Source organism: Bacillus sp. 3255 (genome assembly GCF_031456485.1).
Lineage (GTDB): Bacteria > Bacillota > Bacilli > Paenibacillales > NBRC-103111 > Paenibacillus_E.
Map to the genome: position 1 here is coordinate 195,376 of NZ_JAVDUS010000008.1, position 26,620 is coordinate 221,995.

Below are 26,620 nucleotides of genomic sequence, written 5' to 3' on the forward strand. Positions count from 1 at the left end.
TCAATTTATAAATTGCGCCGCCTTCAGCAATCTTACCAGCATAACCGCCGCTTCACTGCGGGTCGCAGCAGCTCCCGGCGCGAACGTCGAATTCGTGACGCCGTTCACGAGGCCTGCGCCCACCGCACTGGATACGGCCGCGCGGGCCCATGCCTGAATGCTCGAGCTGTCGGTATATGACGCCAGCTGTGCAAGGTCCGGCGCCGCCGTCACGCCGGCGAAAGCCAGCGCCCGTACGAGCATGACCGCCATCTGCTCTCTCGTGATGCGGTCTCCCGGGCGGAATGAGCCGTCTTCGAAGCCTTCGATGAGGCCGGCCTTCGCCGAAGCCCCAACGGCCCCTGCGAACCAGCTGTCCGCCGGCACATCCGTGAAACCGTTGGGCGCCGATTCATTCAAGCCAAGCGCCCGCACGAGCAGGGCGGCGAACTCGGCCCGTGTAACCGGCGCATCCGGTGCGAAAGTGTGCGCCGTCACACCCTTCACGACGAATTTGGAGGCAAGCAGCTCCACATCCGTTTTGGCCCAATGGCCTGTCAAATCGTCAAAGGATTGCGAGGAAGCAACGACCGCATACAGGCTGTTGCCCGGACGCTTCATCGTCACGATCGATTGCCCGCCTTCCTCCGTGCTGAATACAGCCGGAACGAAGCTCAGCTCTCCGGTCGCCGGATTCAGCCATAAAGCTGTGGTGCGGCTCGCATCTACCGTGCCCGGTAAGTGCACAACCCGAGACACATATGTGCTGCCGAAATCGGTAACCACAACCTTCTTCCCGTTGCCTTCGGCCACCAGGTTGAATGCCACCGGAGCTGCCACAGGCGAGACGCCGGCTTCTTTCATTCTGGCCGTGATCCCGTCAGCAGCTGAGCCCGTTACTTGTTGCAACGTGATGCTGATGGTCACATGGGCTGCTTCTGTGCCTAGACGCTTGGCTAACGTACTCACATCCAGGGCGCGAAGAGGCAAATTGTAGATGATACCGCCCGCTCTAACCGATAGTTCAGCATCGGGTATGGTTTGTGCCACCGACTGAGCGCTGCTTGCCGGAATATCAACCATGGCAGGCCCCTCACCTGGAACATCAACGATGATCGTTTGTTTATCGCTCTTGACCAGGAGGTCGATCGCCTTCATCAACAGATCTGCACCGACGGCAACTCTCGCGACCTTGGTACCTTCTATGACGGTGTCCGTTACGGCGCTTGTGATGGCTACTCCGCCTGCAACCTCTTGAACCGCGCTGCTTGGCGCCACCCCGTCGCCCGAAGCCGAACCGCCTAATCCTGAGTCCGACGACGTATCCGGAGTGACCAGGCGCAAGAAGTCGCCCCAGATGATATCGCCCTTCGTATCTCTCCGGTAAGGAAGTACCGGAACCAGACTGGCGAAGTTGGCGTCGCTTAACTGCACGCCATTCGCGTTGACACTTTTAACCCCATTAAACATATAGTTGGAGGCCGAATTCAACGCTGCCGGGTAGGTGTCTTTGGCCGTATAATTCTTCTGGTAGGAAATAAAGCCATCGATGCGGAAATCGGTCTGAATTCCCGTATATGTCGTGAAGTTCATATTCCCCTTGGCATTGTTATAGCCGATGTTCGTACGTTCCGCGATAACGCCCGGATTGCTGTTGCTCGCGAAGCCGTACGCACCATTCCCGAATGCGATGCTGCCCCGGATGATGTGCGGCACATGGATGCCTTCGCCGCCGAGCTTGAAGCCGTTCTTATCTCCGGCACCAACCGCTCCGTTCGTCAAAGTACCATTGTTGTACGCGATGCTGTTCTCAATGATAACGGGGCCGATCGCACCCGTGCCCGATTTGGTGTAGAGATCCCAGCCATCGTCAATATTGTTATGGGAAATATCGCCCCGGAAGACGTTGCCCACGCCCGAAGTCAGCTTCGCCGCAAAGCCGTCGGCATTGTTATTGGACGGATCCGCATTATCGAACGATTCGCAATTCAGAATCAAATTGTACGAGGGCCATAACGAGATATCCGTATCCGCCTCGTCCGTACGGCTGATCTGCAAGCCTGTGTCGCCATTCTCGTAAAATCTGCTCAACTCGACGATATTGTGGCTCCCGCCTACGGTAAAGCCCTTCGTATTCGCTCCGGAACGCGTGAAATCGATCCCTCTCACATGCCAGTAATTACCGCTGAGCACAACGCCCTCCGACTTCTTATCGAAATCGATAATCGGCTTCGCCCCTGGCGCCGCCATCAACGACTTCATAGCTGCCTCCGTACCGTCATTGCCTTTCTGAATATCCAGTTTGGCGCTGCGTACATACCGGCCGTCGAGCAGGATGATCGACTGGCCTGCTTGCACATAATCGACGGCCGTATCGAGATCAAGCGGGCTGCCGACCGTACCGTCTCCGCCGCTAGTTCCCGTCGGCGAGACATAGATATCGCCGTTATCCGCGAAGGTATGCATATCCACGGTGAAATTCTCGACGATTTTATCGTAACCTGTTAGTTTCTGTGTGTTATCGGGAATGAAAGCTGCGCTAAAGTTCGTATACGTATTGGCTGTAACGGTCGTGTTATAAACAAGCTTAACCCCCGCTTGCACTTGGGCATCCCGGACAAGGTAGTTCTCTCCTTGCTTGATCGTCACCACGCCATTCACATTCGACTTTACGCCTAAGGCGTATGCGGTGCTGGACGTTCTAGCAAGCCCGGTGAAGCTCAAGTTCGGCGTGACCGGAAGCTGCTCGGGCTCCTCCATCGGCGCATCGGTTTGCGCTGACGTCACTTTCAGACGGAGATTATGCACTTCGATCGTCGCCAGCCGGGCTGTGAAGAAGCCGACGTACATGTTGTCGCCATCCTGAACGGTCATGATGTCAGGAGCGAAAATTTTTTCCGCTATCCCATCGTTGATCCGCCCTTCGAAGCCGCTATTCGTCTTCCGCATCGTCAATCGATAATTGGCTGCCGGGTACGTGTTATCCGGTGAAGGCTTCACGGGATTCAGCATTTTGCTTTGGATGCCTTGGCTGCCCGTACCGTTCGGCGCCGTTACGCCGGTTCGGACGAACAGCTGCGTGCCATTCTGCTTCGTTGTACCGCCGCTGTATCCGCCAACGGCGGCTATATTGGAAGCGAAGACAGCGGAGTCGCCGGCCGTGCCGATCGCATCCCTGGCCATCAGGCCGAACGATTCCTGGCCGTCGTGCGGATCTTTGGCGTATGCAAGCACTTTGATATCTGCCGAGAGTTCAAAGTTATCCGCCTTTGCGTTCAGCTCCGTGTAATAGAAGGAGATCCCGTCATGATCTCCGGTTACTTTGCCTCCGCCCTCCAAAGCGACAAGCTTGATGAAGGATGGATCGTCGTTCACCGTCACCGTGTTGTTCGTATTGGAGGTCGATTGTCCGAACCGGATCGTCTTCCATTCCAGCTCTCTGGGCTGGGCGACCGTCACTTGGAGTACAGTCGGCGGAATAGCTGCACTAACAGGACGGATCCCGATCCCGTAGACGCCAGCCTTGGAATTGTCGAAAGCCGATGTATCTATCACATAGTCGCCAGCACTTAACAGTTCCGTCTCTCCGCTGTCATACACCGTCTTTACTTCCAGACCGGCCGGGTTGAAGGGCTCGCCAATCGGATAGGTCGTTTGCGGATATTGGGTTACTTGGCTGCCTATAATGGATTTCGCTTTTACCGTGATAGGGAATGTCACCGTCTTATCCGGAACATTTTTATAGGATATTGTGATGTTTTTCGTACCTGCCGTGCTCATATCCGGCGCAGTCAGCGTATAATCGCCGTTTAACAGACGAACAGCGGAACCATCGCTATATTGGGCCTCCACGATCAAACCGGCCGGGTCGAATGTCTGCCCGATGAAATAGCCCGCCTTCAGCGGCCCCTGTTTGACCTCCAGCCCGGTTAGCTCGGCACTTCTCACTCGCACATCAAACGTTGCATAGGTCGTTGATGTCACAGTGGACCTTACGGTTACCGTATGGGTTCCTGCAGCCGTAAATTTGTAAGTTGCGCCCGTTACCGTTGCAGCCGCTGGCGGAATGGAGAGCGTATACTGCGTATCGGCCATGTCGGACCAGTCGCTTCCGCCATTGAGCTGCCCCCGCACGACTAATCCTTGAGGATCGAAGGACTCCTGGAGGTAGTAGTCGGTTTGGGCCGGCTTGTAACGGATGTCCATGGCGGTGACGACTAGAGGTTTAATGGCCAATGAGGCGGATGCCGTCTGACCGTTAAAATGCACGGTCATGGTATTGGGGCCTGCTTGCGTGCTGTCAAAGCCAGTGACGATGTAATCCTTAGCCGACAGTAACTCCTCATGGCGATCCGGGTATACCGCAGTCACTTTCAAACCTGTGAGGTTCAAGCTATCCTTGACGTAATACTCCGTTTTCATCGCTGACGTATTGAGCTTAAGCCCGCTAGGTGTTCTAGAGTCTTTTGTGAAAGTGATGTCCGTGAAGGTGACGACAGTGTTTCTAGCCGCATACAGTCCTGCATAGGCAAGAGTCCCCGTAAAATGATCGATGATCGTGGATTCGTTCCCGATCTTGATCAGATAAACATTGCCCGTTTTCTTAATGCTTAAATGATAAGCAATGTCCTTGGCCGGTGGAGCCGCCGTGAACGAGGTTATTTTTTTCACAGGATTGGTACTCGCATTGAAAGCTCCTTGTTTATGAAACGCCTCCATTTTCTGGTCCAGGGCGCCGACAGCTACATAGTCACCGGTGTACCCGCTTGTCGACGTATTCTCTAGAACGTTGCTTCGCAGCATGATGCCAAAAGAAACTTGATTATTAGCCGTCCACGTATTCACTGTCGCTAGGGCCGAAAGTTCAAAGTTATCGTTCTGACTTATTTCTTTGAAGTAGTAGGCGATGCCTTCGGATGCACTCGAAGAGGAGGCAATCTTGCCTTTATCGGATTTGGCCGTCAGCGTAACGGCACCCGTTCCGGCATTCTCCGTAATCCCAAAATTCGTTGACGTCGGCGTTCCGCCTATATCTCCGAACACGCTGCCTTTCCACTCACTCCCGCCCGGAATGCTGATCATGGGAGGCGGATCCGCAGCCCATGCCGCAGGCAGCATCGCAAACATCAAAACCAATGACATCATTATCGCAATCACACGACGTATGTTATTCAAGTTACATGTCCCCTTTATATCAATTTATGTATGCGCTTACATTGCAATACTAGCATCCGTCGCTCCCACGAACACAAAGAAACAGACGTGTCACAGCGTTTCATCATCTGCTTATCGTCTGTTTCTCTTCGCTGCGTGGGACAGGCTAGCCGCAGAAGCTGACGGTTCCGTTCTCTGTCTGCAAGTAACCGTTCTCCGCCGATTTCCGGCCCGTAACGAACAAGCCCTCTGCGCGAGCTGCCGCAATAACCGGCGTATCCGGGTGGAGCCGCTTCATTCTCAGATCATGCACTTCCATATCCCTAACATTCTCTAACCGGAGCGCCGGCCCTTGGCGCGTCTCGATCCGCACATGATGCAGCTCCATGTCTTCCACATGCTTGCACAGCATGCCGTCGCCCGCCATGATGATCTTCTCGCGCACCATGTCCGGCTCATCCCCCTTCTCCTCGGGGTCCAGCGTCATCTCAATGTGCACATGGCTCAGCTGCACATCCCGAATCGGCATCTCCGGCAGGCCGTAGATGAAGCCCGCCGAAGCCCGGCAGCCTTTGGCCGTCACCTGCTGGATGCGGACGTGATCGATGACGGGCGTGCTCTCCGTAACGGCAACAGCCGCAGGTGAAACAATGAGCGGGTTGCTCTCATCCACACCATGGCGATAGAACGAATTAATCGTTAACGGACAGAATACATCTTCCATATAAATGTTGCTGACCAAAATGTTCTTAATATAGCCGCCGCGAGCGCGATTCGTCTTCATGCGAATGCCGCGGTCCGTGCCGAGGAAGATGCAGTTCGAAATCACGACGTTGCGTATGCCTCCCGCCATTTCACTGCCCAGCACGACACCGCCGTGGCCTCGCAGCATCGTGCAGTTCGTGATGACGATGTTCTCCGACGGCTTGCCCACCCGGCGTCCGTCCTCGTCGATTCCCGATTTGATGCATAGACAGTCATCGCCGACATCGAAGAAGCAGTCGGAGATGCGCACATTCGTGCAGGAATCGATATCCATGCCGTCGCCGTTAGGGGTGTCGCTCGGGTTTTTGATTTTAACGCCATGGATGTGAACGTCCTTGCAATACACCAGATGCGTATTCCAGAACGGTGAATTCTGCAGCGTAACCCCTTCCAAGCTGACCTCCTCGCAATCGATCAACTGCAGCAGCGGCGGCCGCAGAAATTGCGAATCCCACTCCACGATGTTGCTTCTGACCGTTTCTGTAAGAACCGCATTCTTGGCGGCAATCTCGCGCGTTAAAGCGTTATCTACCTTCTCGCCGCGGCGCAGCTGCCGGTAGACCTGCCACCAGGCGCTGCCCTGACCGTCTATGACTCCTTGGCCTTTGATCGTGACCTGCTTCAAGCCTCTGCCGTAAATAAGCGGCGAAACGCCGCAGCATTCATAGCCCGACCACCGCGTCGGGACAACCGGATACCGTTCGAAGTCGGTATCGAACAAGAGCAGCGAGCCCGCCTCCAGCTCTAGCGTCATGCGGCTGCGGAGCTCAATCCTGCCCGTTACGTACGTGCCGGCAGGCACGACTACGGTGCCTCCGCCTCCGGCATCACAAGCTTCAATGGCGGCCGCAATGGCTGCGCTATTGTCCGTTAGACCGTCGCCAACGGCACCATACGCCAAGATGTCGTAGTTAGCCATATCCTGAACGCTCCCTTATACCGTCTGTTTCACGAACGATTCTACTTCCACACAAGCCATGACGAAAGCCCCCACGCCATGCAGGTCGTTCTCACTGGTCGGCCTAGTCACATAATTCTCATAGTCGCCGGCTGACGTACCGATGCAGATTAACGGCAGAATGACGCGTCCCTGCTCGTCGAATTTCAACGTCCGGATCAACCCCTCATAGCCCTTCACCGCTGCCGCTGCACATTCCCCGCCGACAATGCCATGCTTGACCGCTTTGGCGATCGTATAAACGAACAGGCTCGTGCAGGAGGATTCCAACCAGTTGTCCGGTTGATCGCCTTTGTCCACGACCTGGTACCACAGACCGCTCTCCGCATCCTGATAGCGGATCAAGGCATGAACGAACTCGCGCAAGGAGTCGGCCAACACGGCGCGTCCCGGCTCATCCGCCGGCAGCTCATCGAGGAATTGGGCCAGCGCCAAACCGTACCACCCGAGCGAACGGCCCCAGAATTCCGGCGAGCAGCCGGTCTCCGGATTCGCCCACGGCATTCTGCGGCTCTCGTCCCACGCATGGTACAGCAGGCCGGTTGCGTCATCTTTCATATGTTTGCGCATCAGGCCTTCTTGATGCAGCACGGTCTCGCGCAGCGCGAGATCCCCATAGGCGTTGGCATACTTCAATGAGAAGACGCCCGCCATGTACAAGCCGTCGAGCCACATGTTATAGGCATACTTGTCTTTATGCCAATACCCGCCCTCGGACGTCAGATTCAGCGTGTTCAGCAGGTTTCTCAGCTTGTCGGCGGCGATCCTGTATTTGCTGCGCCCCGTCTTGGCTTCCAAACGGAACAGCAGCAGCCCCGCTTGTACGGCATCCAGTTCATCGCGCGCGAAGTACAGATTGCCGTTATCGTCAATCAGACCGTCGACATAGGCCTGAATGTATGCATCATATCGGTCGTCCCGATCCGATTCCCAGAGCATCTCCATGCCGCACAGGAACACACCCTGATGATAATGCCAGCGCCCGGCGGGCGGCAGCTCCATCGGTGCATAGGTGCTCATTATGGAATCGCAGGCGGCACGCGCCCACGCTATCGGTGATTTGGCAGAACGTTCGATCATCGTGAATCTTCCTCTCGATTAATATTCAAATACCCCACCCATGATTCAGTGGGGATCCAGCTTAGAGAAGGCGCGGGGCTTCAATTCCCGCCAGCCGGTAGCAGACCGCCCGGATCAACAGCGCCTGTGTCCCCGCATTCATATCGCCTTCCACCTTGCCGCCGCCGATATGGACTGCCTCCGGCATGCCGGGATAGTACTCGCCCGGCTTGACCTGCGCGACATTCGGGGCGGTCGGCGAATGCGCGAGCTCGCGGGAGAAGCCGCCATCCGCGCGAAGCAGCTTGCGCATATTCGTCAGTGTGATCCCGATGATTTCGCGCAGCTCGTGCGCAGGGATGTCCAGCTTCATGTACGACAGCAAGTGAATCGGATTGCGGATATAGCACATATCCGCCGCTTCCTCCTGCCGAAGCGCCGTTAGGATGCTTTCGTATATTTGCTCCTCCCGCGGCAGCGGCACGGCGAAGCGGTCATAGAAAATGTGCAGCTTGAACGTTCCCGATATCCGCACATAATACGAGCCTTCGCCCCAGAGCCCCGTCTGCGGATGCTGTGTGTGCGCGAAGAACTCGAACGCGGCTCTGGCGTAAGCCTCCCGGCGCGCCGCAGGCTCCACCTGCCGCACATACTCGCTGGAGGTAGACAGCCGGTCGCAGCCGCGCCAGCTGTTCACGAGCGGCACCGACTGCAGCCACGCGCGGTAGTTCTCCGGCGAATCCATGTACGCCGGGGCCTGCTTCGCCTCGTAGGGCAGCGGATACAGCGGCTGCCCGCCGAGCTTCTTCAGCGCGCCGACGCTATAGGAGATGGCCCGCGAGACCATCACCTCATCCTCGCGCATGAGCGGATCCGCGTCGTAGAAGTACCCGGAGGCGGCATCCTGCCGGCGCTGGAAGAAGCGGATCAACCCTCGCTTCATCTCTGCCGGCAGCGGCACCTCCAGACGCTCCAGGATGCCCAGCGCTTGCGCGGTCGATTCAATGTCCGGCCCGGTGCCCGGCATTTCTCGGGAGCTTGGCGCGTAATAAAAGCCGCCGCTGTCTTCATCGTACTGCCTTTTCAACCAACCGCGGAAACCGGCAAACAATTCGTCCATGTTCGCAAGCAGCCCGCGGATTTCATCGATGTGCGTATGCGTCTGCATGGTGGTGTCCTTTCTTATTACCCTTTGATGGAACCGATCATAGCTCCTTTGGCAAAGTGCTTCTGCAGGAACGGATAGACAACCAGGATCGGCAGCGTCGCGACAACGATTACCGCCATCTTGATCGATTGCGCCGGAGGCGGAGTCACGCTGTCGAGATCTACGCTATGATCCATACCGCTGGCCAGTACGACAATCTGTCTCAGGAGAACCTGAATCGGCCACATGGCGCTTTCGTTCAAATAAAGGATGGCGCTCAAGTACGTGTTCCAGTACGTCACTGCGTAGAACAACGAGATCGTGGCGATCGCCGGCATCGACAACGGCAGGACGATACGGAACAAAATGCCGAAATCGCTGCAGCCGTCGATCTTGGCCGACTCCTCCAGCCCTTCCGGGATGTTCTGGAAGAAGTTTTTCAAAATAATCAAGTTAAACGCAGACACCGCCGACGGCAAAATGAGCGCCATATAGGAGTCAATCATCCCCAATTCTTTCACTACGAGGAACGTCGGCACCAGACCGCCATGAAACAGCATCGTGAAAACAACCAGGAACATGATCACTTTACGGCCGTCCACATCTCTGCGGGACAAGCCGTACGCCATTAGCGCCGTGATGAACATCGAGATTACCGTCCCCAGCAGGGTTGTCCAGATGGAAACGCCCATCGCTTTGAAGATCGTATTCGTCGAGAAAATAAACCGGTATGCCTCCAGGCTCCAATCGGTCGGAATAATAACGAACTTCTTCACCGCAAGCTCCGCGCTGGTCGTGAACGAGCCTGCCACGACGTGCACGAAAGGAATTAATGTAATTAAACCGATTATGGTTAAGAGCAAATAATTTATGATGCTAAACATTCGCCCGCCTAATGTTCTATCTTCTACCATGCTGCAGCCCTCCTGCCTTTCTTAGTACACGCCTTCTTCGCCCATCTTCTTCGCAATGCGGTTGACAATCATGACCAGAACGAGTCCGATGAACGATTTGAACAATCCGATCGCAGAACTGTAGCTGAATTGGCCTTGTTTTAAACCTGCCGTATATACATAAGTATCAATGATCTCCGCAACATTTCGGTTCATAGAGTTGAGCAGCAAGTAGACATGTTCGAAACCGAGTTCGAGAACCGCACCAATTTTCAAAATTAATAAAACGATAATCACGCTGCGCAGCGCCGGCAACGTAATGTGCCACATTTGACGCATGCGTCCCGCGCCGTCCATACGCGCCGCTTCATATAACCCTGGATCGATTGAAGCGATCGCCGCCAAGTAAATGATCGTGCCCCACCCGGCTTCCCGCCAGATGACTTGAAGAATGTACATCGGTCTGAACCATTCCGGAGCTAACAGGAAATTAATTTTCTCAAACCCGAAATACTCGATAATGTCGTTGATGATCCCGCCGTCCATCGTCAGCATAACGAAAGAAATCGAAACAATAATGACCCAAGACATGAAATGCGGAATATAGACGATGGTCTGAAACGTTTTCTTAAAAAAATCGTTTTTCACTTCGTTCAGCATCAAAGCCATAATGATCGGAATCGGAAAATAAAACAAAATGTTCATCACGAACAAAATTAACGTATTGCTCAAAATATTTAAGAAGTCAGGCTCCGTGAACAGGCGCTGAAAATGTTCGAAACCCACCCATTCGCTTCCCATGATTCCTTTGAACGGCTTGTAGTTCTGGAATGAAATAATCAATCCGTACATCGGGATGTATTTAAAGACGATAAAATATAAAATGCCCGGCAGCAGCATGACATAAATCCATTTATTTCTCCATAGACGCCTGCCGAGCTCACTGCTTTGCTTCTTCTCCACCACGCTTTTCATGGCATGTACTTCCTGCATAGTTCTCTTCCTTTCCTGGTGTTTCTTTAAAACGGAGGACCGCTTCTCATGGCCGCAGCCCCCCGCCTTTCAACCAGTTTGAATTCCTGTCCGCTTCTTATTTTTTATACTGTGCGTTGTACTCTTCGATAATTTTGTTGCCGCCGCGGTTCTTCCAATCCTCGATCGCTTTATCGAAGCCGGCTTTATCGATGCTGCCATAGATGTATTTGTTCGTTGCATCCTTGATCACATCTTGAAGCTGTACACCTTTTTCCAAGTTTGTTTTGGAATCGAGCGCCGCTGCCGGATCCTGTACCGCGTACTTCAGGTTGGCGATTTTCAACTCATCCGCTTTGCCTTGCGCCGGGATGGAAGGAATGCCGAGCAATCTGCCTGTCGTATCTTCGTCACCGATCGCTGCATCCGTGAACGGTTTCACTTCGCGCGTCCATTTCTCTTCATCCAGCTTCTTCGCTTTGCCGTCAACAACACTGTAGTTCACATCTTTAATTCCCCAGTTGGCAATGTTCGCAACTTCAGGCGTCATCATTTTGTCGAAGAAGGCGAGAACTTTTCTCAGCTCAGCTTCGTTCTTGATGGCGGATTTCGGGAACAGCACCACGTTCGCGTAGCCCGGAAGCGCCCATGCGGCGAATTTGCCATCCGGTCCGGCAACCATGCTGTGTACGTCTACAACTGCTGTCGGCACGTTTTTGACCAAATCTTTGTTCAAGGACGAAACGTCAGTCATCGCTCCGATGTACATACCTGCCGTACCGTTGGTGAACAGCTTTTGCTGATCCGTTTTACTTGTGGCGGCGAAGTCTTTATTGATTAAACCTTCATCACGCATCTTTTTGATGTAATCCATCGATTTGACATACTCAGGGAACATGAACTCCGGCTGCAGCTTGCCGTCCTTGACGCCCCAGTTGTTCGGAGTGCCGAGCCAAGCCGCTATAGTTTTGAAAGAACCGTAGATCAGATCATTACGGTCGGTTAAGCCGATCGTGTCTTTCTTTCCGTTGCCGTCCGGGTCTTTCTCCGTGAATGCCTTCGCCATCGCATAGAGTTCTTCTGTGTTGGCCGGCGGCTTGAGGCCCAGTTTGTCCGCCCAGTCTTTGCGGTAGATAAGTCCTTGGCGGGCGATATCTACACCGCGGTACAAGGTGTACAGCTTGCCGTCGACCATCGTATTGGTATTCGTTGTCGATTTCAGCTTGCTGAGATTCGGGAAGTCTTTGAGCAGCGGCCCGATCTCCCAGAACTGACCGTCACGGATGGCGGATTTCATCTGAATGAATGTCGCCTGGTTTTTCAGGTACGTGACTTGCGGCAGCGCGCCTGTTGCGAATGTCGTATTCAGCTTCTCTTCATATGTGTCAGCCGGGAAGAACTGATAGGTCAACTTCGTGTTCGTCATTTTCTCCAGTTCTTTAATGATCGTATCCGGCGGCGTTTGTGCCGTATTCAGCGGCGCCATGATGGTGATCGCTGTCGGTGAGTTGTCCGTCGCCTTCGGTGCCGTTGTGCCTGACCCCGCGGTCGCAGCTGCTGGAGTTGCCTTGCCTCCGTCTGAACAAGCTGCCAGCGCAAAGCTGGATACGAGCATTATGCTAAGCGGAATCGAGACTAGTTTTCTCTTCATATTTGTTAGACCTCCGTGAATTGATGGTGTGCTACAGGTTCTACAGTACAGGGTCCAAGGTAGGTGCCGAAATAATCATTTACTCATAAGGACCTAGTTCTACCAGGGATATGAGATGATGATTATTGGCGAAGGAGATGATTATCGCGGTGGCGCAAAGGCGCTGCATCGGGTGTTTACGAGCGGTTGAAGGTTATTGAATGGCGGTTACAGGCGGGAAGATGCAGGATGGGGCACGTGGATAGGCGGTATAGTAGAGTTGTTTCTAGGGGGCAAGTTCGGTGAGGGGAGATATATGGTGCTGGTTCGCGACAGTTCAGGGGATGGCAGGGTAGAGGGTACTTGTTTGTTTGCGAAAGTTCGGCGGAAAAGGAAATACAGGCCCTTAATTGGCCGAAAGGCTGCCATTCAGCCGATGAGGCGGAAATAGGGAGCGTTATTTTGCTTTTTTTGGTGGAAATTCCTCCGTCATCGAACAAATAAGGTACTATATTTCCGCTTCAACCCCCAAAGCTGCAGATTCTGCCTAAATAACGCTCTATAGTTCCGTTTGCGTGTGAAAACTTGGCGTATTGTTATATAAAAAAACCGCAGCGTTCCAGCGCATGCGGTTTCCTAGCTTTCATTTTGTCGAATAAGCTTCGTTATATTCATTCACAATCTGGCTGCCGCCGTTTCGCTTCCAGCGCTCGATCTCCTGCTTGAAGCCTGCTTTGTCCAGTTTGCCCAGCATATAATTGTAGGTAGCGTCAGAGATGATTTTGTACAGCTCCACGCCGCGTTCGTCATACGTCTTCGATTCCAATCCCAGCGTCGGATCTTTAACGACATATTTCTCATTATCCAAGCTGAGCTTATCCGCCAGCTGGGACAGAGATTCGCTCTCCGCCACCTGCTTCACCTGCGGATTGTTCAGATCCGCAATCATCAGCGCATAGAGCGCATTCACTTCATTCACGCGAATCTTCGACGTCTCCTCCAACAGTTGGACTTTGTCCCCAATGGTCTTATAGTGACGCCCCTCCAGCCCATACTTCATGAGATTGGCGACGTCCTTATCCATCGTCCGGTCAAAAAACTGCAGGACCTGCTTCAGCTCCGCCTCCGTGCGAATGGCCTTCTTGGAAAACAGGTATAAGGCGCTGTAGTTCGGAATCGACCAGATCCGGAATCCTTGCGGTCCCTCGATATGATTCACAAGCGTAAATTTCGCCGCAGGATTGATGAGCTGGACCTCGTCCGACAGCCGCTGCACATCCTGCATGCTGCCGATATAAACGCCCGCGATGCCGCGGATCAGCTTATCGCGCTGCACTTCCTTGCTCGTCACGGCGAAGTCCGAGTTGATGAGCTTCTCGTCGTACAGCTTTTTCATATAATCCATGGTGTCGATATAGGCCTGCGTCTCGAACTCCGGCATCAGCTTCCCGCCCTCCGCCATCCCCCAATTATTCGGCGTGCCGAAGTAGGAGCTCAGCGTTTTGAAAGCGCCGAACACCAGATCGTTCCGGTCGGTCAGCCCGATCGTGTCGTCCTTGCCGTTGCGGTCCGGGTCGCCGTATGTGAAAGCTTTGAGTACCTCATACAGCTCTTTCACATTCGTAGGCTTGGCCAGCTTCAAATTGTTCAGCCAGTCTTCGCGAATAATGATACCTTGGCGGGACGAAGGCCGTTCCGTATATAAACCGTAGATTTTGCCGTCGACAGCAGCTTGTCCCAAAATTTCCTTGTTCAGCCGCTTCAGGTTCGGGTATGCTGCCAAATAGGGGCCGATATCCCAAAATGCGCCGGAACGAATCGAGTTTTTCATCAGCATGTAGTCCGTATATTTCACATACGTCGCTTTTTTGAGCGAGTTCGTGGTGAGTGCCGTGTTCATTTTATCGGTATAGATGCCGTCAGGCACCCAGTTCAATTCAAGCTTCGTATTCGTGCGCTTCTCGATCTCCTGAACGAGCTCCGGAATCGGCGGATGCGGAAAATGCAGCGGCGCCATGATCGAAATGACCGGGCGGTCACCGCTGTCCGAAGCAGCCTCCCGGGTGCTTCCGTTGGTACAGCCGGCGGCCAATACGGCTATTAACATAAGGATGATAAGGACGGTGCAACCTTGCCGAAGCTTCGAGCGACTAACCATTCACATGACCCCTTTCCCTTGCTGCAGCAGCGTTTCATGGCCATAATCAGAGATAATGATTATCCTGCCAATAGATGATTATTGCCCAAAACGCCAGACTTGACTACAATACATAGATACAGAAATGTTCATCCTAAGATAAGGTGTTGGATGCGATGCCCAATTTAAGTTTCTTAAGCAAAATGACCATCTTCGGGTTCTTGCTCAGCACGCTCCCGGTTATTTTTATCGGCGCTTTCGCCTTCATGACCTCGTCAAACGAGATTCAGAAGAATGTCAGCGATGGCAAAATGCAGCTGATCACCCAAATCAACTCCAATGTAGAGCAGAAATTAACAACTGTCAACCATACGCTAAATCAGGTCATAAATTCCACCGTTCTCAAAAAGGCGATGGATATGCCTTTAACTGTAAACGATTTCATGATGTATGACGATTTGCGCAGCGAGATTCGGTATATGCAGTCCTTTGACACGAAGCTCGAGGATGTCATCCTGATCAATGCCCGCGAGAACTGGATGATCAAAAATTCGGGGTTGTACCGTTTCGACGGCTACCCCTTCTACGACAAGCTGCTGGAATTGACGAATACGCAGGAGAACAGCACGTGGGTGCTGAATCCGTCGAAGTGGTTTTTCACCGAGGAAAATGCGCGGAGTGTGACTTGCGATTACAGCATTTCGCTGGTTAAGAAGCTGCCGACGACAGGCCTGGAGAAATACGGTCTGGCGATGGCGAATATTCCGGCCTGCTCCTTGCAGGACTTGATCCACAACGATACCGAGCATCTGGACGATATCCTCATTCTGGACGAGCAGAACCGGATTCTCGTGCATCCGGACGCCAGCCTGATCGGCAAATCCATCACCGAGGCGGGACTGAAGGATGTGAGCCAGCTCGCGGCTCCTACGGGGCGATTCACTGCGGATATCAACCAAAAGCGCTATTCCGTCAGCTTCTTGCACTCCAATCTGAACAATTGGACTTATCTGTCCTTGACTTCGATCGACAGTCTGACCAAGGAATCCCGCAAAATCGGAATCTACACGATCTACGTGTGTATTCTGATGCTGCTCCTGTCCATGCTGCTGGCGTGGCTCGGGTCGCGCAAAATGTACTCGCCGATCCAGCTCCTGCTCAATCAGATCGGAGGCCTTGTCACCGTGAATCAGAAGCGGAAGGCCAACGAGTTCCAGATGATCAGCGAGCATGTCCATACGCTGTTTCAATCCAAGTCCCAGCTGGAACGCGAGGTTCATCAGCATATCGGGCAAGTGCGGACCTTCTTCCTGATCAAAGCGTTCCAAGGGCATATCAAACCGAGCGAGCTGCTGGAGAAATTGGCCCAATTCGGCTATACGAAGCACATTGAAGAGTGGAAAACGATGTCCGTTATTACGCTGCAGATCGACTCGATCGACAATACGCGATACGAGAAGAGAGACATGGAGCTGCTGCTGTTCGCCGCGCACAACATGATCGAGGAGCTTATCCCTTCCGACCAGCGTCTCGCTCCGGTCATTATCGATCAGACCGTCGTTACGCTCATCGGCAGTCCGGACAGCGAAGCCGAAGCTTTCCGCAACAAAGTGTATGCGCTGACCGAGCAAATGCAGCAGCATATCTTCAGTTACCTGAACCTGCATGTGAGCATCGGGATGAGTCTGCCGATTCATACTTTCACGCAAATGTCGATTGCCTACAAGGAAGGGCTGGAGGCGCTGAAGCACCGCATCAAACTTGGCGAGGGCATCATCATCCAGTACGAGAACATCAACTCCGGCAAGCATTTCTTGAATCTGAACTATCCGAAGCCGCTTGAGAACGAATTGACCGACGCGATCAAACTCGCCGAGAAGGATAAGTCCAAGGAGCTGCTGCGCCAACTCCTGCAAGCCGTCTTCGCCGCTCCGCTCTCGCCGCAGGAATATCAAATTCCGCTGGCGCGGCTGCTCAACAACCTGCTCATGGTGATGCAGGAATCCGGCATTTCGCTGAATCAGATTCATCCGAACAAGGGCTCGCTGTTCGAGGAGCTGCTGGGCCTGCATATGACGGCGGAGATTGAGGACTGGTTCTGGACGGAGGTCGTCCACCCGTTGATCCGCATTTACCGCGACAGGCAGGATGCCCAGTATCACAACATCTCCGAGAAGATTATCGATCTCGTGCACAAATATTACGACACCGACCTGACGCTGGAGGACTGCGCCTCCAGACTGCACTATAACGCGAACTATTTGAGCAGCATTTTCCGCAAGGAGACGAATTGCTCCTTCAGCGATTACTTATCGACGTACCGGTTCAACATGGCCAAGAAGTGGCTCTCGGAAACGGATATGCCGATCAAGGACATCTCTTCGAAGCTGCGCTATAACAACTCGCAGAACTTCATCCGTTCCTTCCGCAAGCAGGAGGGCCTTACGCCCGGGCAGTACCGCGATAAGCAAAAGGAAGGCGGCGCCCCACAAAGCCTGTAGACGCCCGCCAAAACGCCAAAAGCCTCCGGAGCCACCACGATCGTTCGTTGGTGGTTTCGGAGGCTTCTGCCTCTTTCCCTGCCGCTATTCGCCCGGCTCTACGGCCGCTTTCAGGGCAGCGCGGTTGTTCCATAGGAACGACACCACGCTATTGCGCTCGTCAAAAAAGGCCTCGTCTTCGTCCAAATAGTCTTGCCCCCGCCCATGCACACTGAACCGGTCATCGGCGTAGTTCATGAGCGTCCATTGACCTCCGCGTTTTTTATCGGCAAACACAAGGTATAATTTCTGGCCCGAAGGATCCCACTTAGCATACGACGAAAAGTTGTCCAAAATCAGGCCAATGTCATCCTTCTTCTTAATTTGCATGATCCAGTCTCCTTTTCATTAAAAATAGGCATATTTAAGAGGACAGGACCATAGTATACGAGAATGCCTGAAAATGTTGTCGGACCGTGTGGATGGAATATAGGAACCTTTGTCGAATGGGCAGGGAACGGGGGTGGTGTCCGTTACATGCTTAAAGAAGCCCCTATTCGCCGAATAGGGGCTTCTCTGTCCGTTAGCAAGCTTCGGCACCTGTCCTCCGCTCACTGCTATGCATGAACCGCGAATTCCCCAGCTGACTTAGCCGGCCGCTGGCATCGTTCATCCGTCTACAGGCCCGCCGCCGCGTAAACTTTATCGAAGCCGGCCTTGGAACGCTGCGCCAAGCTCTCGGGAGCGTCCGTCGGCGGAGTCGCCGTCAATATCTCCTGCGAAACGGCGCCCTTATACCCGATGCGCGCCAAGCCCTGCAGGAAGCCCGCCAGGTCAATCACACCCTCGCCCGGATACACGCGTCCATTGTCCAGCACATCCTCCACCGGCACATCCGGCGCGTCGTTGATGTGGACATGGACGATCTGTTCAGGGCGAAGCTTCTCAATGTCGGCCACGGTGAGCCCGTTCGTGTACCAATGGTACGCGTCGAATAGGAGGCCGACATTGCTCTCGCCGATCGCATCGATCCAGTCCAACGTCTCCTCGACCGTCCAGATGAACGGGTGCTTCCAGCGTGTGCGCAGATGATGCGGTCCCACGAATTCCAGACCGAGGCGGATGCCGTAAGCGCCGAGAATTTGCGCGCAAGTGCGCAGCCGCCGCGTCGCCAGCGCCATGAAGTGCGCGGCATTCAAATCGGTGGACGGCAGAATGTATGTGCAGCAGCTCGTGCAGCCGAGTGCCGCAGCCGCAGCCGCGGCTTGCGTCAACTTCGGCAGGCCGGCGCGGAACGTCTCCTCGCTGCCGCGCCATTCCACCGGCAAGCCGATCGAGCCGATGACGAGACCGTGCTTGCTCAGCAGCTCGCGCGCTCCGTCAACGCCATGGCTCTCGACCAGCGCCAACGCGTCGAGATCGACGGCCGCGAAGCCGTATCGAGCCGCCAGCTCCAAGAATTGCTCCGTACTTTCCAGCTTACCGAGTCCTGCTCCCGTTAACCCTCTTAGCATCGTAATTCCTCCCCAATATGAATTAAATGTCCCAGTTCAGCTTCACTTCGTTTCCTGTGCGGGAAGATTCATAGATCGCATCCAGAATCAGGTTGTTCGTGTACCCCGATAGAGCGGAAGTGATCGGCTGTTTGCCTTCGCGGATGCAAGTCAAGAAGTGGCGGCTAAGACGCTGACGTTCGCCTTCATCATTCTCCGGCTTCTTCAAATCCGTCTCAATCGCCCGGTTGAACTTCTCCGTCAGCAGCTTGCCGGTCGCGCCCTTATAGCTCGCTCCGCCTTCCGAGCCCATCAGATGAATGAACGGCGTATTGTCCGTATCCATGTGAACCGCCCAGCTGACTTCCAGCGTCAGCGTGCTGCCGTCTTCCATGCGGATGAGCGCCGTAGCCAGATCCTCGACATCATACGTGCCGTTCCAGTTCGGTGTCCCCCAAGTGCCGATCCCTTTCCTCCGCGGGCCGAATTCGGCATACGTGGCGCCGAATACCGACACAGGCTTCGGATTGCCCATCAAATACAAGGCAAGATCGAGCATGTGAACCCCAATATCAATCAACGGGCCCCCGCCCGATTCGTTCATCTTCGTAAACCAAGTCCCCCAGCCCGGGATGCCTTTGCGGCGGAACCAGCCGGTTTTGGCCGTATAAATTTTGCCCAGCTCGCCGGCATCGACCTGCTCTTTGATCAGCTGCGGCACGGCTTCCCAGCGCATCTGGTGACCGATCATGACGACTCTGTCCGATGCTTCACTGGCTTTCAAGATTTGCTTGGCCGCCGTAGCATGAATGCCCATTGGCTTCTCGATCAGTACATGCTTGCCGGCCTCAATGGCTTGTACAGCCAAGGATGCATGATGCTGGTTAGGAACGCCGATAATGACAGCGTCTACATTCGCACTTCGAATCAGCTCTTCCGGAGTGGCCGCAACGGTTGCAATGCCGTACTCCTTAGCCTTCGCTTCCGCCAGAGGCAGGTATGCGTCCGTAATTGTCGTAATCTCACAAGAATCCGCCAGTTTCGAGAACTCCCTAATATGCACGCCGCCAATATTACCGGCACCAATAATGCCGATTCTGATTTTGTTATCGCTACCCACTGCCCGTTCCTCCTCATATGATCATCCTGTTCGATCTCCTTTTATGTTAAAATAAAGCCAGCAAAGAAACGTACCTTATATTTCGGAAAACGTCCCATTTCTTCGAAGGAGCTTAGCCTGGTTATGACGTACTTCCCCGATTACCTGAAAACGTATCCAAATATGCATTCGGCATTTCCTCTTCATCTCAGCAAAAACACGCTGGAGCATGGCTTCCGGGCCCATCGCCATGATTTCCTGGAGTTCTCCTATGTTATCGAAGGAACGGGATCGGAGAGCGTCAACGATGTGAAGCATGACATGAAGACCGGCACGTTCACGTTCGTGCTGCCCTATCAGGTGCATGAAATATTTACCGATCCCGGGCAGAAGCTCGTTCTGTACAACTGCATGTTTCCCATGGATATGCTCATGGAATCGGGGAACGATCCCGGTCTGTCCGGCCTCTTGAACGATATCACGTCCCTGCCGGCCTATGTACAGCTGAGCGGTGGCGACCAACAGCTTATGTTGGCTCTCCTGGAGGAGATGTACCAGGAGTATAGCGGCAGCGAACGTTACAGACAGACGCTGCTGAAGAGCAGACTCAAAGAAATTCTCATTCGCTTCGACCGGCACCGTTGGAAACAGGCCGGCCCTATGGAAGAGGCGGAGGCTCAGGCCGCCCGGGAACTTCAGCCGCAGTCCGGTGCGAAGACGAGCCATGCCGTCTGGCCGATCATCCACTACATTCACCGCAACTACCAGGAGGAGCTTGCTTTATCGGACCTCGCCTCGCGGTTCTCAATGAGCATCTCCCGCATCTCCGAGGTAATCAAGCAGACGACAGGGCAGACCTTCGTGCATTTCCTGCACGATCTGCGCCTGCGCCATGCTTGCTCCTTGCTCGTATCCACGGACATGAGCGTAACGGAAATCGCTCACGAGGTGGGCTACGGATCGTACAAAACGTTCTCCCGTATTTTCCGGGAAAGCAAAGGAATCGTCCCGAAGGATTACCGCAAAATGGTCGGCGAAGGGCGGAAATAACGGCGGCGATTCATGCGAATGTAACGGATCTGGCATATCCGTCCCCACAGGTTACTATACATATTTTATGAACATATGACCGTGGGGAGAGTGCTAACCTTGTCAAACGAGTTTGTTGCGCGTTCATTGGAGGAAATTCGTTTCTGGTCACGGATTATGAAAGAACATTCCCTCTTTCTGAAGCTCGGGTTTCGTTGTGAGGATACGCAGTTAATTCAGGAGGCTAACCAGTTTTATCAGATTTTCGAGCACATCGAGGCCAGATCGCATGCCTTTACGGAGGCGGCGGATCCGGATCAGATAGCCCGGTTCAATCTGGAGGTGCATTCGGCAGCTACGCATATTTGGGCGTTCAAACGCAAGGTGCTTGGATTGATTATTCAATGCAAACTGCCCGGCGGGAACAATTTCCCTCTGTTAGTCGATCATATCAGCAGGGAAGCCAACTACTTCAGAAACCGGCTGGAGGAATTGAACGCCGGGAACCTGGATGCTCTGCCTGATGCTATTATTAACGAAAACGTTTTCTTCCTTCGCATTATGGCGGACCACGCCAAATTCATCGGTCATTTGCTCGACCCGTCGGAACGGCAGCTCGTGGAGCAAGCGCGCAATTTCAGCCACGATTTCGATCAGCTGCTGTTTCAAGCCATTGATTTGAGCGGTATGCGTCCGCAATCTCAGACGGAACCGCTGCTCGGCCAGTTCCTTGATCAGAATCGCGTATCCGTCGTGTCTCTCCGGGATTTCAAGAAGACGGCGCGGGAGCTCATTGAAGCTTGCCGGATCAAAAGCATCATCCATCCTCTGCTCGCTGACCACGTGTTCCGGGAGGCAGAGAGATTCCTGTTCATCATCGATGAATTTGAAGCCATGCTAAAGGGTAGGCAGGTTGGATGAGCCTATCTGCGAATGGACGGAGGCTGCACAGGCTGCAGCCTTTTTGCTATGCGTTCATTTCAACTGCCCTGATACCTCGCATTGCATTTTTGATGTATGATAGAGAGATACCCAAGATCCCTCCTTTTCTCCAATAACGTCAGGATCTTTCGGACATACGATGCCGGCTCCCGCCGGCTTGATTTTAAGTATTCCTTGACTGGAATATTCCAAGTGAGGTATATTACATTTATGAATTCGACTATGAGCGCACTCGCTGAGCCTAACCGATTACACATCGTCGAACTCTTGCGTGACGGCCCCCTGACCGTAGGGGAAATCACCGATCGACTAGGGATGAACCAGCCTCAAGCCTCCAAGCATCTTCGCGTTCTCAGCGAGGCCGGACTTGTCGAGGTACAACCGATTGCCAACCGGCGAATCTACAAGCTGCGGCCCCAGCCTCTTCAAGAGCTGGATGCTTGGGTGAAGTCTTTCCGCCAATTATGGGAAGAGCGATTCGACCGTTTGGATGCCTATTTGCAGGAACTCCAAGAACAAGACAAAAAGTCCGGCGGCAAGCCATAGCGCTGCCGCCGCCAGCCGCGCTCCGTACTATCCTATAACCCAAATAGGGAGGTATCTACCCATGTCCGAAACAACGGCCAAGCCATTCGTCATCACCCGTTCCTTCAACGCTCCGCGTGAGCTCGTCTTCCAATGCTGGACTCGGCCTGAGCATCTTGCGCAGTGGTGGGGTCCGACCGGGATGGAGTTGGCCATCGCTTCGCACGAGCTGCGTCCCGGCGGCGCCTTTCACTTCAGCATGACATCTCCCGACGGATTCCAAATGTGGGCGAAGTTCGTCTACTACGAAATTACGCCGCCGGAGAAGCTCGTCTACACGAATGCGTTCTCCGATGCGGATGCCAACACGGTACGCGCTCCGTTCAGCCCCGTTTTCCCGTTGGAAGCGATGAACACCGTGACGTTCGAGGAGCAAGACGGCAAGACGGTTATCACGGTCCACGGTGCACCCGTCAACCCAACCGAAGAGGAAGCTGCCTTCTTCGCATCCATGGAGTTAAGCATGCAGCAAGGCTTCGGCGGCACATTCAGCCAATTGGATGAATACTTGACCAAACTTGCTTAAGCGTTCTAACACCGGCTCATCTTGAGCCGGTGTTTTTTGTTGCCATCAATCTCCTAGGCGCGATTGAGCCTCCAAACGTCACAAATCGTGCTCAATCGGCCGAATAATATAAATAGCCGGAACGAATTCCGGCAGCATTCGACCGAAGAAGGAGATTAACGCACATGTTCCGTTATAGATATATGAAAACCGGTGCCGCCCTGCTGCTGACTGCCGCCCTGTTCGCCGGGGGCTCCCCCGCTTCGGCGCTGTATTCCCCCTCCGTGAACGCCGTCACGAAGTCGGTCTCCGCTTCCGGCCGCAGCTTCAATGTCAACGTCGTCACCGTCGACTTGACGGATCCGACGCTGGAGCTCGCCCCCGCCCTGGCAGACGGCGGCATCGGCCACGATGCACCGCTGCAGGCCATAGCCGAACGCGAAGGCGCCGTTGCCGCCATTAACGGCACGTTCTTCAACGCGTACGAATCCGACCCGTACGTCCGCTATCCGAACGGAGCCCTGGTGGAGGCTGGAGAAGCTGTGCACTCCGGCGAAAACCAAACCTTCATCCTGAACCGGGACAAGGTGCCGGACATTCAGCTCGTCGACCTCGACATCGCCGTTCGGGTCAGCGAAGGATCGGGTACATACCCCATTAGCCCCTGGGGTGTGAACAAATATTTCGGCGACGCCAGCACGGACCAAGTCGTCTGGTACACGCCGGACTTCGGGAGCTGGATCGGCTTCCCGAACGGCACCAAAGTCGTGATCGAGGACGGGCTCATCACGCGCATCACGACGGATTCCGTCCAGGTTCCGGACGGCGGGTATGTGCTGTTCGTCGGGAACAGCGCGAACAATCGGCAGCACGTGCTGCCGAATCTGGACGTCGGCGACCGTGTCACGAAGGAGCTCGTCGCCAAAGGCGAAGGCGGCGTTTCGCTGAACGCCAAGTCGTGGCTGGCCGCGATCGGCGTCGGACCGAAGCTGGTGACCGGCGGCGCCGTCGACCTTGATGTCAAACGGGACGGATTCTCCGATCCCAAAGTAACGCAATCCGCGGCCGCCCGCAGCTTCATCGGCATCGACGGCTCGGACCGTCTCGTGATGGGAACGGTGCCCAGCGCAACGCTCTCCCAGCTCGCCGCCATCGCCATTCAGCTGGGGCTGAAGGAAGCGATGAACATGGATGGCGGAGCCAGCTCCGGCTTGTATGCCAATAACACGATGATGACCTATCCCGGCCGCGAGCTGAGCAATGCGCTTGTCGTGCGCAAGCTGGACAAGCCGAAGGTGCAGATCGATATCAACGGGCAGCCGGTGTATGATTACAGCGGCTTCATCGTCAAGGAGACGGCGGTCGTTCCGATCCGCCCGTTCATCACCGCGATGAACGCCGGCTTCCAATGGGACGCCGCTGCGCGAACCGCAACGATCACCAGCGCCGGCGTCACGTTGAAGCTGAAGGACGGCAGCTCTACCGCTACGCTCAATGGCAAGAGCGTCGCCGTGCCCGTCCCGCTGCAAATCATGGCGGACAGCCGGATGTATGTTCCGCTCCGTCTCGTAGCGGAGTCGCTGAACAGCAAGGTGGACTGGAACAGCACCTTGTACCGGGCGTCTGTGCGACTGCCGTAAGGACCAAGCCCCGGGGCCGCGGATTTGCAACAATTTTACCCGCCGTTCATTGAGTTTTCCATCCCATAGCGCTTATAATAAAACGAGACAAAGTTTAAAAGAAAAGGTGTCGTTTCATGAGTATATTAAATGTAGAAAGATTAAGCCACGGCTTTGGAGACCGCGCCATCTTCAACGACGTTTCATTCCGCCTGCTCAAAGGCGAGCACATCGGACTGATCGGTGCGAACGGCGAAGGCAAGTCGACCTTCATGAACATCATTACAGGCAAGCTGCAGCCGGATGACGGCAAAGTCGAATGGTCCAAGCGCATGCGTGTCGGTTACCTGGATCAACATGCGGTGCTTAGCAAAGGGATGACGATCCGCGACGTTCTCAAGAGCGCTTTTCAATATTTGTTCGACATGGAACAGGAAATGAACGATATGTACGCCCGCATGGGCGACGTCACGCCGGAAGAGCTGGAGAAGCTGCTGGAGGATGTCGGCACGATTCAGGATATGCTGACGAATCAGGACTTTTATATGATCGATGCCAAGGTGGAGGAAACCGCTCGCGGTCTCGGTCTTACCGATATCGGCCTGGACAAAGACGTGAACGATTTGAGCGGCGGACAGCGGACCAAAGTGTTGCTGGCGAAGCTGCTGCTCGAGAAGCCGGACATTCTGCTCCTCGACGAGCCGACGAACTATCTCGATGAGCAGCATATCGAATGGTTGAAACGCTACTTGCAGGAGTACGAGAATGCCTTCATTCTGATCTCCCACGACATTCCGTTCCTAAACAGCGTTATTAACTTGATCTATCACATGGAGAATCAAGCGTTGAACCGCTATGTCGGCGATTATGATCACTTCCAGCAGGTGTACGAAATGAAAAAGCAGCAGCTGGAATCAGCCTACAAGCGCCAGCAGCAAGAAATTTCCGAGCTGAAGGATTTCGTTGCCCGCAACAAAGCGAGCGTAGCGACACGCAACATGGCGATGTCCAGACAGAAGAAGCTCGACAAGATGGAAGTCATCGAGTTGGCGCGGGAGAAGCCGAAACCGCAGTTTAATTTCAAAGAGGGCCGTACGTCGGGCAAGTTGATCTTCGAAACGACGGATCTGGTGATCGGCTACGGCGAGCCGTTGTCCAGACCGCTGAATCTGCGCATGGAGCGCGGCCAGAAGATTGCCTTGGTCGGAGCGAACGGAATCGGGAAGACGACGTTGCTGCGCAGCATTTTGGGCGAAATCACACCGGTATCCGGCTCCGTTCAAAAGGGAGATAACCTGCAAATCGGTTACTTCCAGCAGGAAATCAAAGATTCCAACAATAACACCTGTATTGAGGAAGTCTGGAACGAGTTCCCTTCGTTCACGCAGTTCGAGGTACGTGCAGCGCTAGCCAAATGCGGCTTGACGACGAAGCATATCGAGAGCAAAGTGGTCGTGCTCAGCGGCGGCGAGAAAGCCAAGGTGCGCCTCTGCAAGCTGATCAACCGCGAAACGAACCTGCTCGTGCTCGATGAGCCGACGAACCATTTGGACGTGGATGCCAAGGATGAATTGAAGCGCGCGCTTCAAGCGTACAAAGGCAGCATCCTGCTCATCTCTCACGAACCGGATTTCTATCGCGACGTGGTCACCGAGACGTGGAATTGTGAGTCCTGGACAACAAAAGTGTTCTAAAAAATAAAAAGGGCTGCTCCCTGCAGATGGATCTGCACGGGGCGGCCTTTTTGTTGTGCCGCTCACTCTGCCAAAGGGAAATACAGATCCTTATTGCTCCCCACATTGACCTTTTCGTCACCTGAGCGGAAATTGGATGCTCTATTGGGTTGATTTTAACGTCAACCCCCCATAATCAATGCAAATAACGCATTGTATTTCCGCTTCAGCCTCAAAAACCGTTGTTTCCGGCTTGATTACGAACCATATTTCCGCTTAACCGCCCCACCAGGCGGAGAGTTGCGGACACAGTTAGAACCGTTAACCGGCTGCGGACACAAGAGCCTTACCGGGTCTGGTCTCGTCGGGTCTGGTCTCGTCGGGTTTGGTCTCGTCTGGTCTCGTCTGGTCTCGTCTGGTCTCGTCGGGTCCTGTCCGGTCCAGGCATAGCGCGCGTGCTGCATCGGTTGCATTCCCACGATACGAAGTGTATCATAAAAG

18 protein-coding genes are annotated in these 26,620 nt (G+C 54.2%); 7 read left to right on the forward strand and 11 right to left on the reverse strand.

All coding sequences use genetic code 11. The features are described 5' to 3' along the window. The 8 genes from J2X61_RS14525 to J2X61_RS14560 all read right to left on the reverse strand — a co-directional run bounded on the left by J2X61_RS14525 (nucleotide 1) and on the right by J2X61_RS14560 (nucleotide 14,715). Complete coding sequence (locus tag J2X61_RS14525; RefSeq protein ID WP_310188570.1) at nucleotides 1-5,154, reverse strand: bacterial Ig-like domain-containing protein; 5,154 nt, start codon at nucleotides 5,152-5,154, stop codon at nucleotides 1-3. A gap of 145 nt (nucleotides 5,155-5,299) precedes the next feature. Continuing rightward, nucleotides 5,300-6,817 (reverse strand): glycoside hydrolase family 28 protein, encoded by a 1,518-nt coding sequence (locus J2X61_RS14530; protein WP_310188574.1) that lies wholly within the window; start codon nucleotides 6,815-6,817, stop codon nucleotides 5,300-5,302. A gap of 15 nt (nucleotides 6,818-6,832) precedes the next feature. Beyond that, nucleotides 6,833-7,936 carry a glycoside hydrolase family 88/105 protein gene (locus J2X61_RS14535; protein WP_310188576.1) on the reverse strand — a complete coding sequence of 368 codons (1,104 nt, stop codon included), beginning with the start codon at nucleotides 7,934-7,936 and terminating at the stop codon, nucleotides 6,833-6,835. 61 nt (nucleotides 7,937-7,997) lie between these two features. Beyond that, nucleotides 7,998-9,083 (reverse strand): hypothetical protein, encoded by a 1,086-nt coding sequence (locus J2X61_RS14540; RefSeq protein WP_274467322.1) that lies wholly within the window; start codon nucleotides 9,081-9,083, stop codon nucleotides 7,998-8,000. Between the two features lie 17 nt (nucleotides 9,084-9,100). Then, a complete protein-coding gene (locus tag J2X61_RS14545; protein ID WP_274467323.1) occupies nucleotides 9,101-9,976 on the reverse strand; it encodes a carbohydrate ABC transporter permease in 876 nt (291 codons plus the stop codon). A gap of 21 nt (nucleotides 9,977-9,997) precedes the next feature. Next, complete coding sequence (locus J2X61_RS14550) at nucleotides 9,998-10,930, reverse strand: ABC transporter permease (RefSeq protein ID WP_310188580.1); 933 nt, start codon at nucleotides 10,928-10,930, stop codon at nucleotides 9,998-10,000. A gap of 115 nt (nucleotides 10,931-11,045) precedes the next feature. Continuing rightward, nucleotides 11,046-12,578 carry an extracellular solute-binding protein gene (locus J2X61_RS14555; protein ID WP_310188582.1) on the reverse strand — a complete coding sequence of 511 codons (1,533 nt, stop codon included), beginning with the start codon at nucleotides 12,576-12,578 and terminating at the stop codon, nucleotides 11,046-11,048. Nucleotides 12,579-13,200: 622 nt separating this feature from the next. Further along, nucleotides 13,201-14,715, reverse strand: coding sequence for an extracellular solute-binding protein (locus J2X61_RS14560; RefSeq protein ID WP_274467326.1), 1,515 nt, complete (start codon nucleotides 14,713-14,715; stop codon nucleotides 13,201-13,203). A 155-nt stretch (nucleotides 14,716-14,870) separates the two neighbouring features. Here J2X61_RS14560 and J2X61_RS14565 point away from each other — a divergent pair, with 155 nt between their 5' ends. Continuing rightward, entirely contained in the window at nucleotides 14,871-17,195 is a 2,325-nt protein-coding gene (locus J2X61_RS14565) for a helix-turn-helix domain-containing protein (protein ID WP_310188584.1), read from the forward strand. Between the two features lie 84 nt (nucleotides 17,196-17,279). On the opposite strand, the gene J2X61_RS14570 is transcribed toward J2X61_RS14565, so the two are convergent. The 3 genes from J2X61_RS14570 to J2X61_RS14580 all read right to left on the reverse strand — a co-directional run bounded on the left by J2X61_RS14570 (nucleotide 17,280) and on the right by J2X61_RS14580 (nucleotide 19,787). Next, on the reverse strand, nucleotides 17,280-17,564 hold the full coding sequence (locus J2X61_RS14570) for a hypothetical protein (protein WP_274467328.1): 285 nt from the start codon (nucleotides 17,562-17,564) through the stop codon (nucleotides 17,280-17,282). A 287-nt stretch (nucleotides 17,565-17,851) separates the two neighbouring features. Next, nucleotides 17,852-18,688: a sugar phosphate isomerase/epimerase family protein gene (locus J2X61_RS14575; RefSeq protein WP_274467329.1), complete on the reverse strand. Its 837-nt coding sequence runs from the start codon at nucleotides 18,686-18,688 to the stop codon at nucleotides 17,852-17,854. Between the two features lie 22 nt (nucleotides 18,689-18,710). Beyond that, nucleotides 18,711-19,787, reverse strand: a complete 1,077-nt coding sequence (locus tag J2X61_RS14580) for a Gfo/Idh/MocA family protein (protein ID WP_274467330.1) — start codon at nucleotides 19,785-19,787, stop codon at nucleotides 18,711-18,713. 123 nt (nucleotides 19,788-19,910) lie between these two features. On the opposite strand from J2X61_RS14580, the gene J2X61_RS14585 reads away from it, so the two are divergent. From J2X61_RS14585 to J2X61_RS14610, 6 genes are all read left to right on the forward strand, one after another. Continuing rightward, nucleotides 19,911-20,816 (forward strand): AraC family transcriptional regulator, encoded by a 906-nt coding sequence (locus J2X61_RS14585; protein WP_310188588.1) that lies wholly within the window; start codon nucleotides 19,911-19,913, stop codon nucleotides 20,814-20,816. A 75-nt stretch (nucleotides 20,817-20,891) separates the two neighbouring features. Next, nucleotides 20,892-21,716, forward strand: coding sequence for a DUF2935 domain-containing protein (locus J2X61_RS14590; RefSeq protein WP_396135448.1), 825 nt, complete (start codon nucleotides 20,892-20,894; stop codon nucleotides 21,714-21,716). Nucleotides 21,717-21,947: 231 nt separating this feature from the next. Continuing rightward, the gene (locus J2X61_RS14595) at nucleotides 21,948-22,283 is read left to right on the forward strand and encodes an ArsR/SmtB family transcription factor (protein ID WP_274467335.1); all 336 of its coding nucleotides are present in this window, start codon (nucleotides 21,948-21,950) and stop codon (nucleotides 22,281-22,283) included. A gap of 61 nt (nucleotides 22,284-22,344) precedes the next feature. Then, the gene (locus J2X61_RS14600) at nucleotides 22,345-22,848 is read left to right on the forward strand and encodes an SRPBCC family protein (RefSeq protein ID WP_310188591.1); all 504 of its coding nucleotides are present in this window, start codon (nucleotides 22,345-22,347) and stop codon (nucleotides 22,846-22,848) included. 164 nt (nucleotides 22,849-23,012) lie between these two features. After that, nucleotides 23,013-24,467: a stalk domain-containing protein gene (locus tag J2X61_RS14605; RefSeq protein ID WP_310188594.1), complete on the forward strand. Its 1,455-nt coding sequence runs from the start codon at nucleotides 23,013-23,015 to the stop codon at nucleotides 24,465-24,467. Nucleotides 24,468-24,583: 116 nt separating this feature from the next. Further along, nucleotides 24,584-26,140 (forward strand): ABC-F family ATP-binding cassette domain-containing protein, encoded by a 1,557-nt coding sequence (locus tag J2X61_RS14610; protein ID WP_274467341.1) that lies wholly within the window; start codon nucleotides 24,584-24,586, stop codon nucleotides 26,138-26,140. The last annotated feature ends 480 nt before the right edge of the window (nucleotides 26,141-26,620 follow it).

Coding starts and splice junctions, on each gene's coding strand:
- J2X61_RS14560 (WP_274467326.1), bottom strand. CDS start 14,715: ATGGTTAGTCGCTCGAAGCTTCGGCAAGGTTGCACCGTCCTTATCATC.
- J2X61_RS14540 (WP_274467322.1), bottom strand. CDS start 9,083: ATGCAGACGCATACGCACATCGATGAAATCCGCGGGCTGCTTGCGAAC.
- J2X61_RS14595 (WP_274467335.1), top strand. CDS start 21,948: ATGAATTCGACTATGAGCGCACTCGCTGAGCCTAACCGATTACACATC.
- J2X61_RS14550 (WP_310188580.1), bottom strand. CDS start 10,930: ATGAAAAGCGTGGTGGAGAAGAAGCAAAGCAGTGAGCTCGGCAGGCGT.
- J2X61_RS14545 (WP_274467323.1), bottom strand. CDS start 9,976: ATGGTAGAAGATAGAACATTAGGCGGGCGAATGTTTAGCATCATAAAT.
- J2X61_RS14535 (WP_310188576.1), bottom strand. CDS start 7,936: ATGATCGAACGTTCTGCCAAATCACCGATAGCGTGGGCGCGTGCCGCC.
- J2X61_RS14575 (WP_274467329.1), bottom strand. CDS start 18,688: ATGCTAAGAGGGTTAACGGGAGCAGGACTCGGTAAGCTGGAAAGTACG.
- J2X61_RS14610 (WP_274467341.1), top strand. CDS start 24,584: ATGAGTATATTAAATGTAGAAAGATTAAGCCACGGCTTTGGAGACCGC.
- J2X61_RS14605 (WP_310188594.1), top strand. CDS start 23,013: ATGTTCCGTTATAGATATATGAAAACCGGTGCCGCCCTGCTGCTGACT.
- J2X61_RS14600 (WP_310188591.1), top strand. CDS start 22,345: ATGTCCGAAACAACGGCCAAGCCATTCGTCATCACCCGTTCCTTCAAC.
- J2X61_RS14590 (WP_396135448.1), top strand. CDS start 20,892: ATGACCGTGGGGAGAGTGCTAACCTTGTCAAACGAGTTTGTTGCGCGT.
- J2X61_RS14570 (WP_274467328.1), bottom strand. CDS start 17,564: ATGCAAATTAAGAAGAAGGATGACATTGGCCTGATTTTGGACAACTTT.
- J2X61_RS14565 (WP_310188584.1), top strand. CDS start 14,871: ATGCCCAATTTAAGTTTCTTAAGCAAAATGACCATCTTCGGGTTCTTG.
- J2X61_RS14585 (WP_310188588.1), top strand. CDS start 19,911: ATGACGTACTTCCCCGATTACCTGAAAACGTATCCAAATATGCATTCG.
- J2X61_RS14555 (WP_310188582.1), bottom strand. CDS start 12,578: ATGAAGAGAAAACTAGTCTCGATTCCGCTTAGCATAATGCTCGTATCC.
- J2X61_RS14530 (WP_310188574.1), bottom strand. CDS start 6,817: ATGGCTAACTACGACATCTTGGCGTATGGTGCCGTTGGCGACGGTCTA.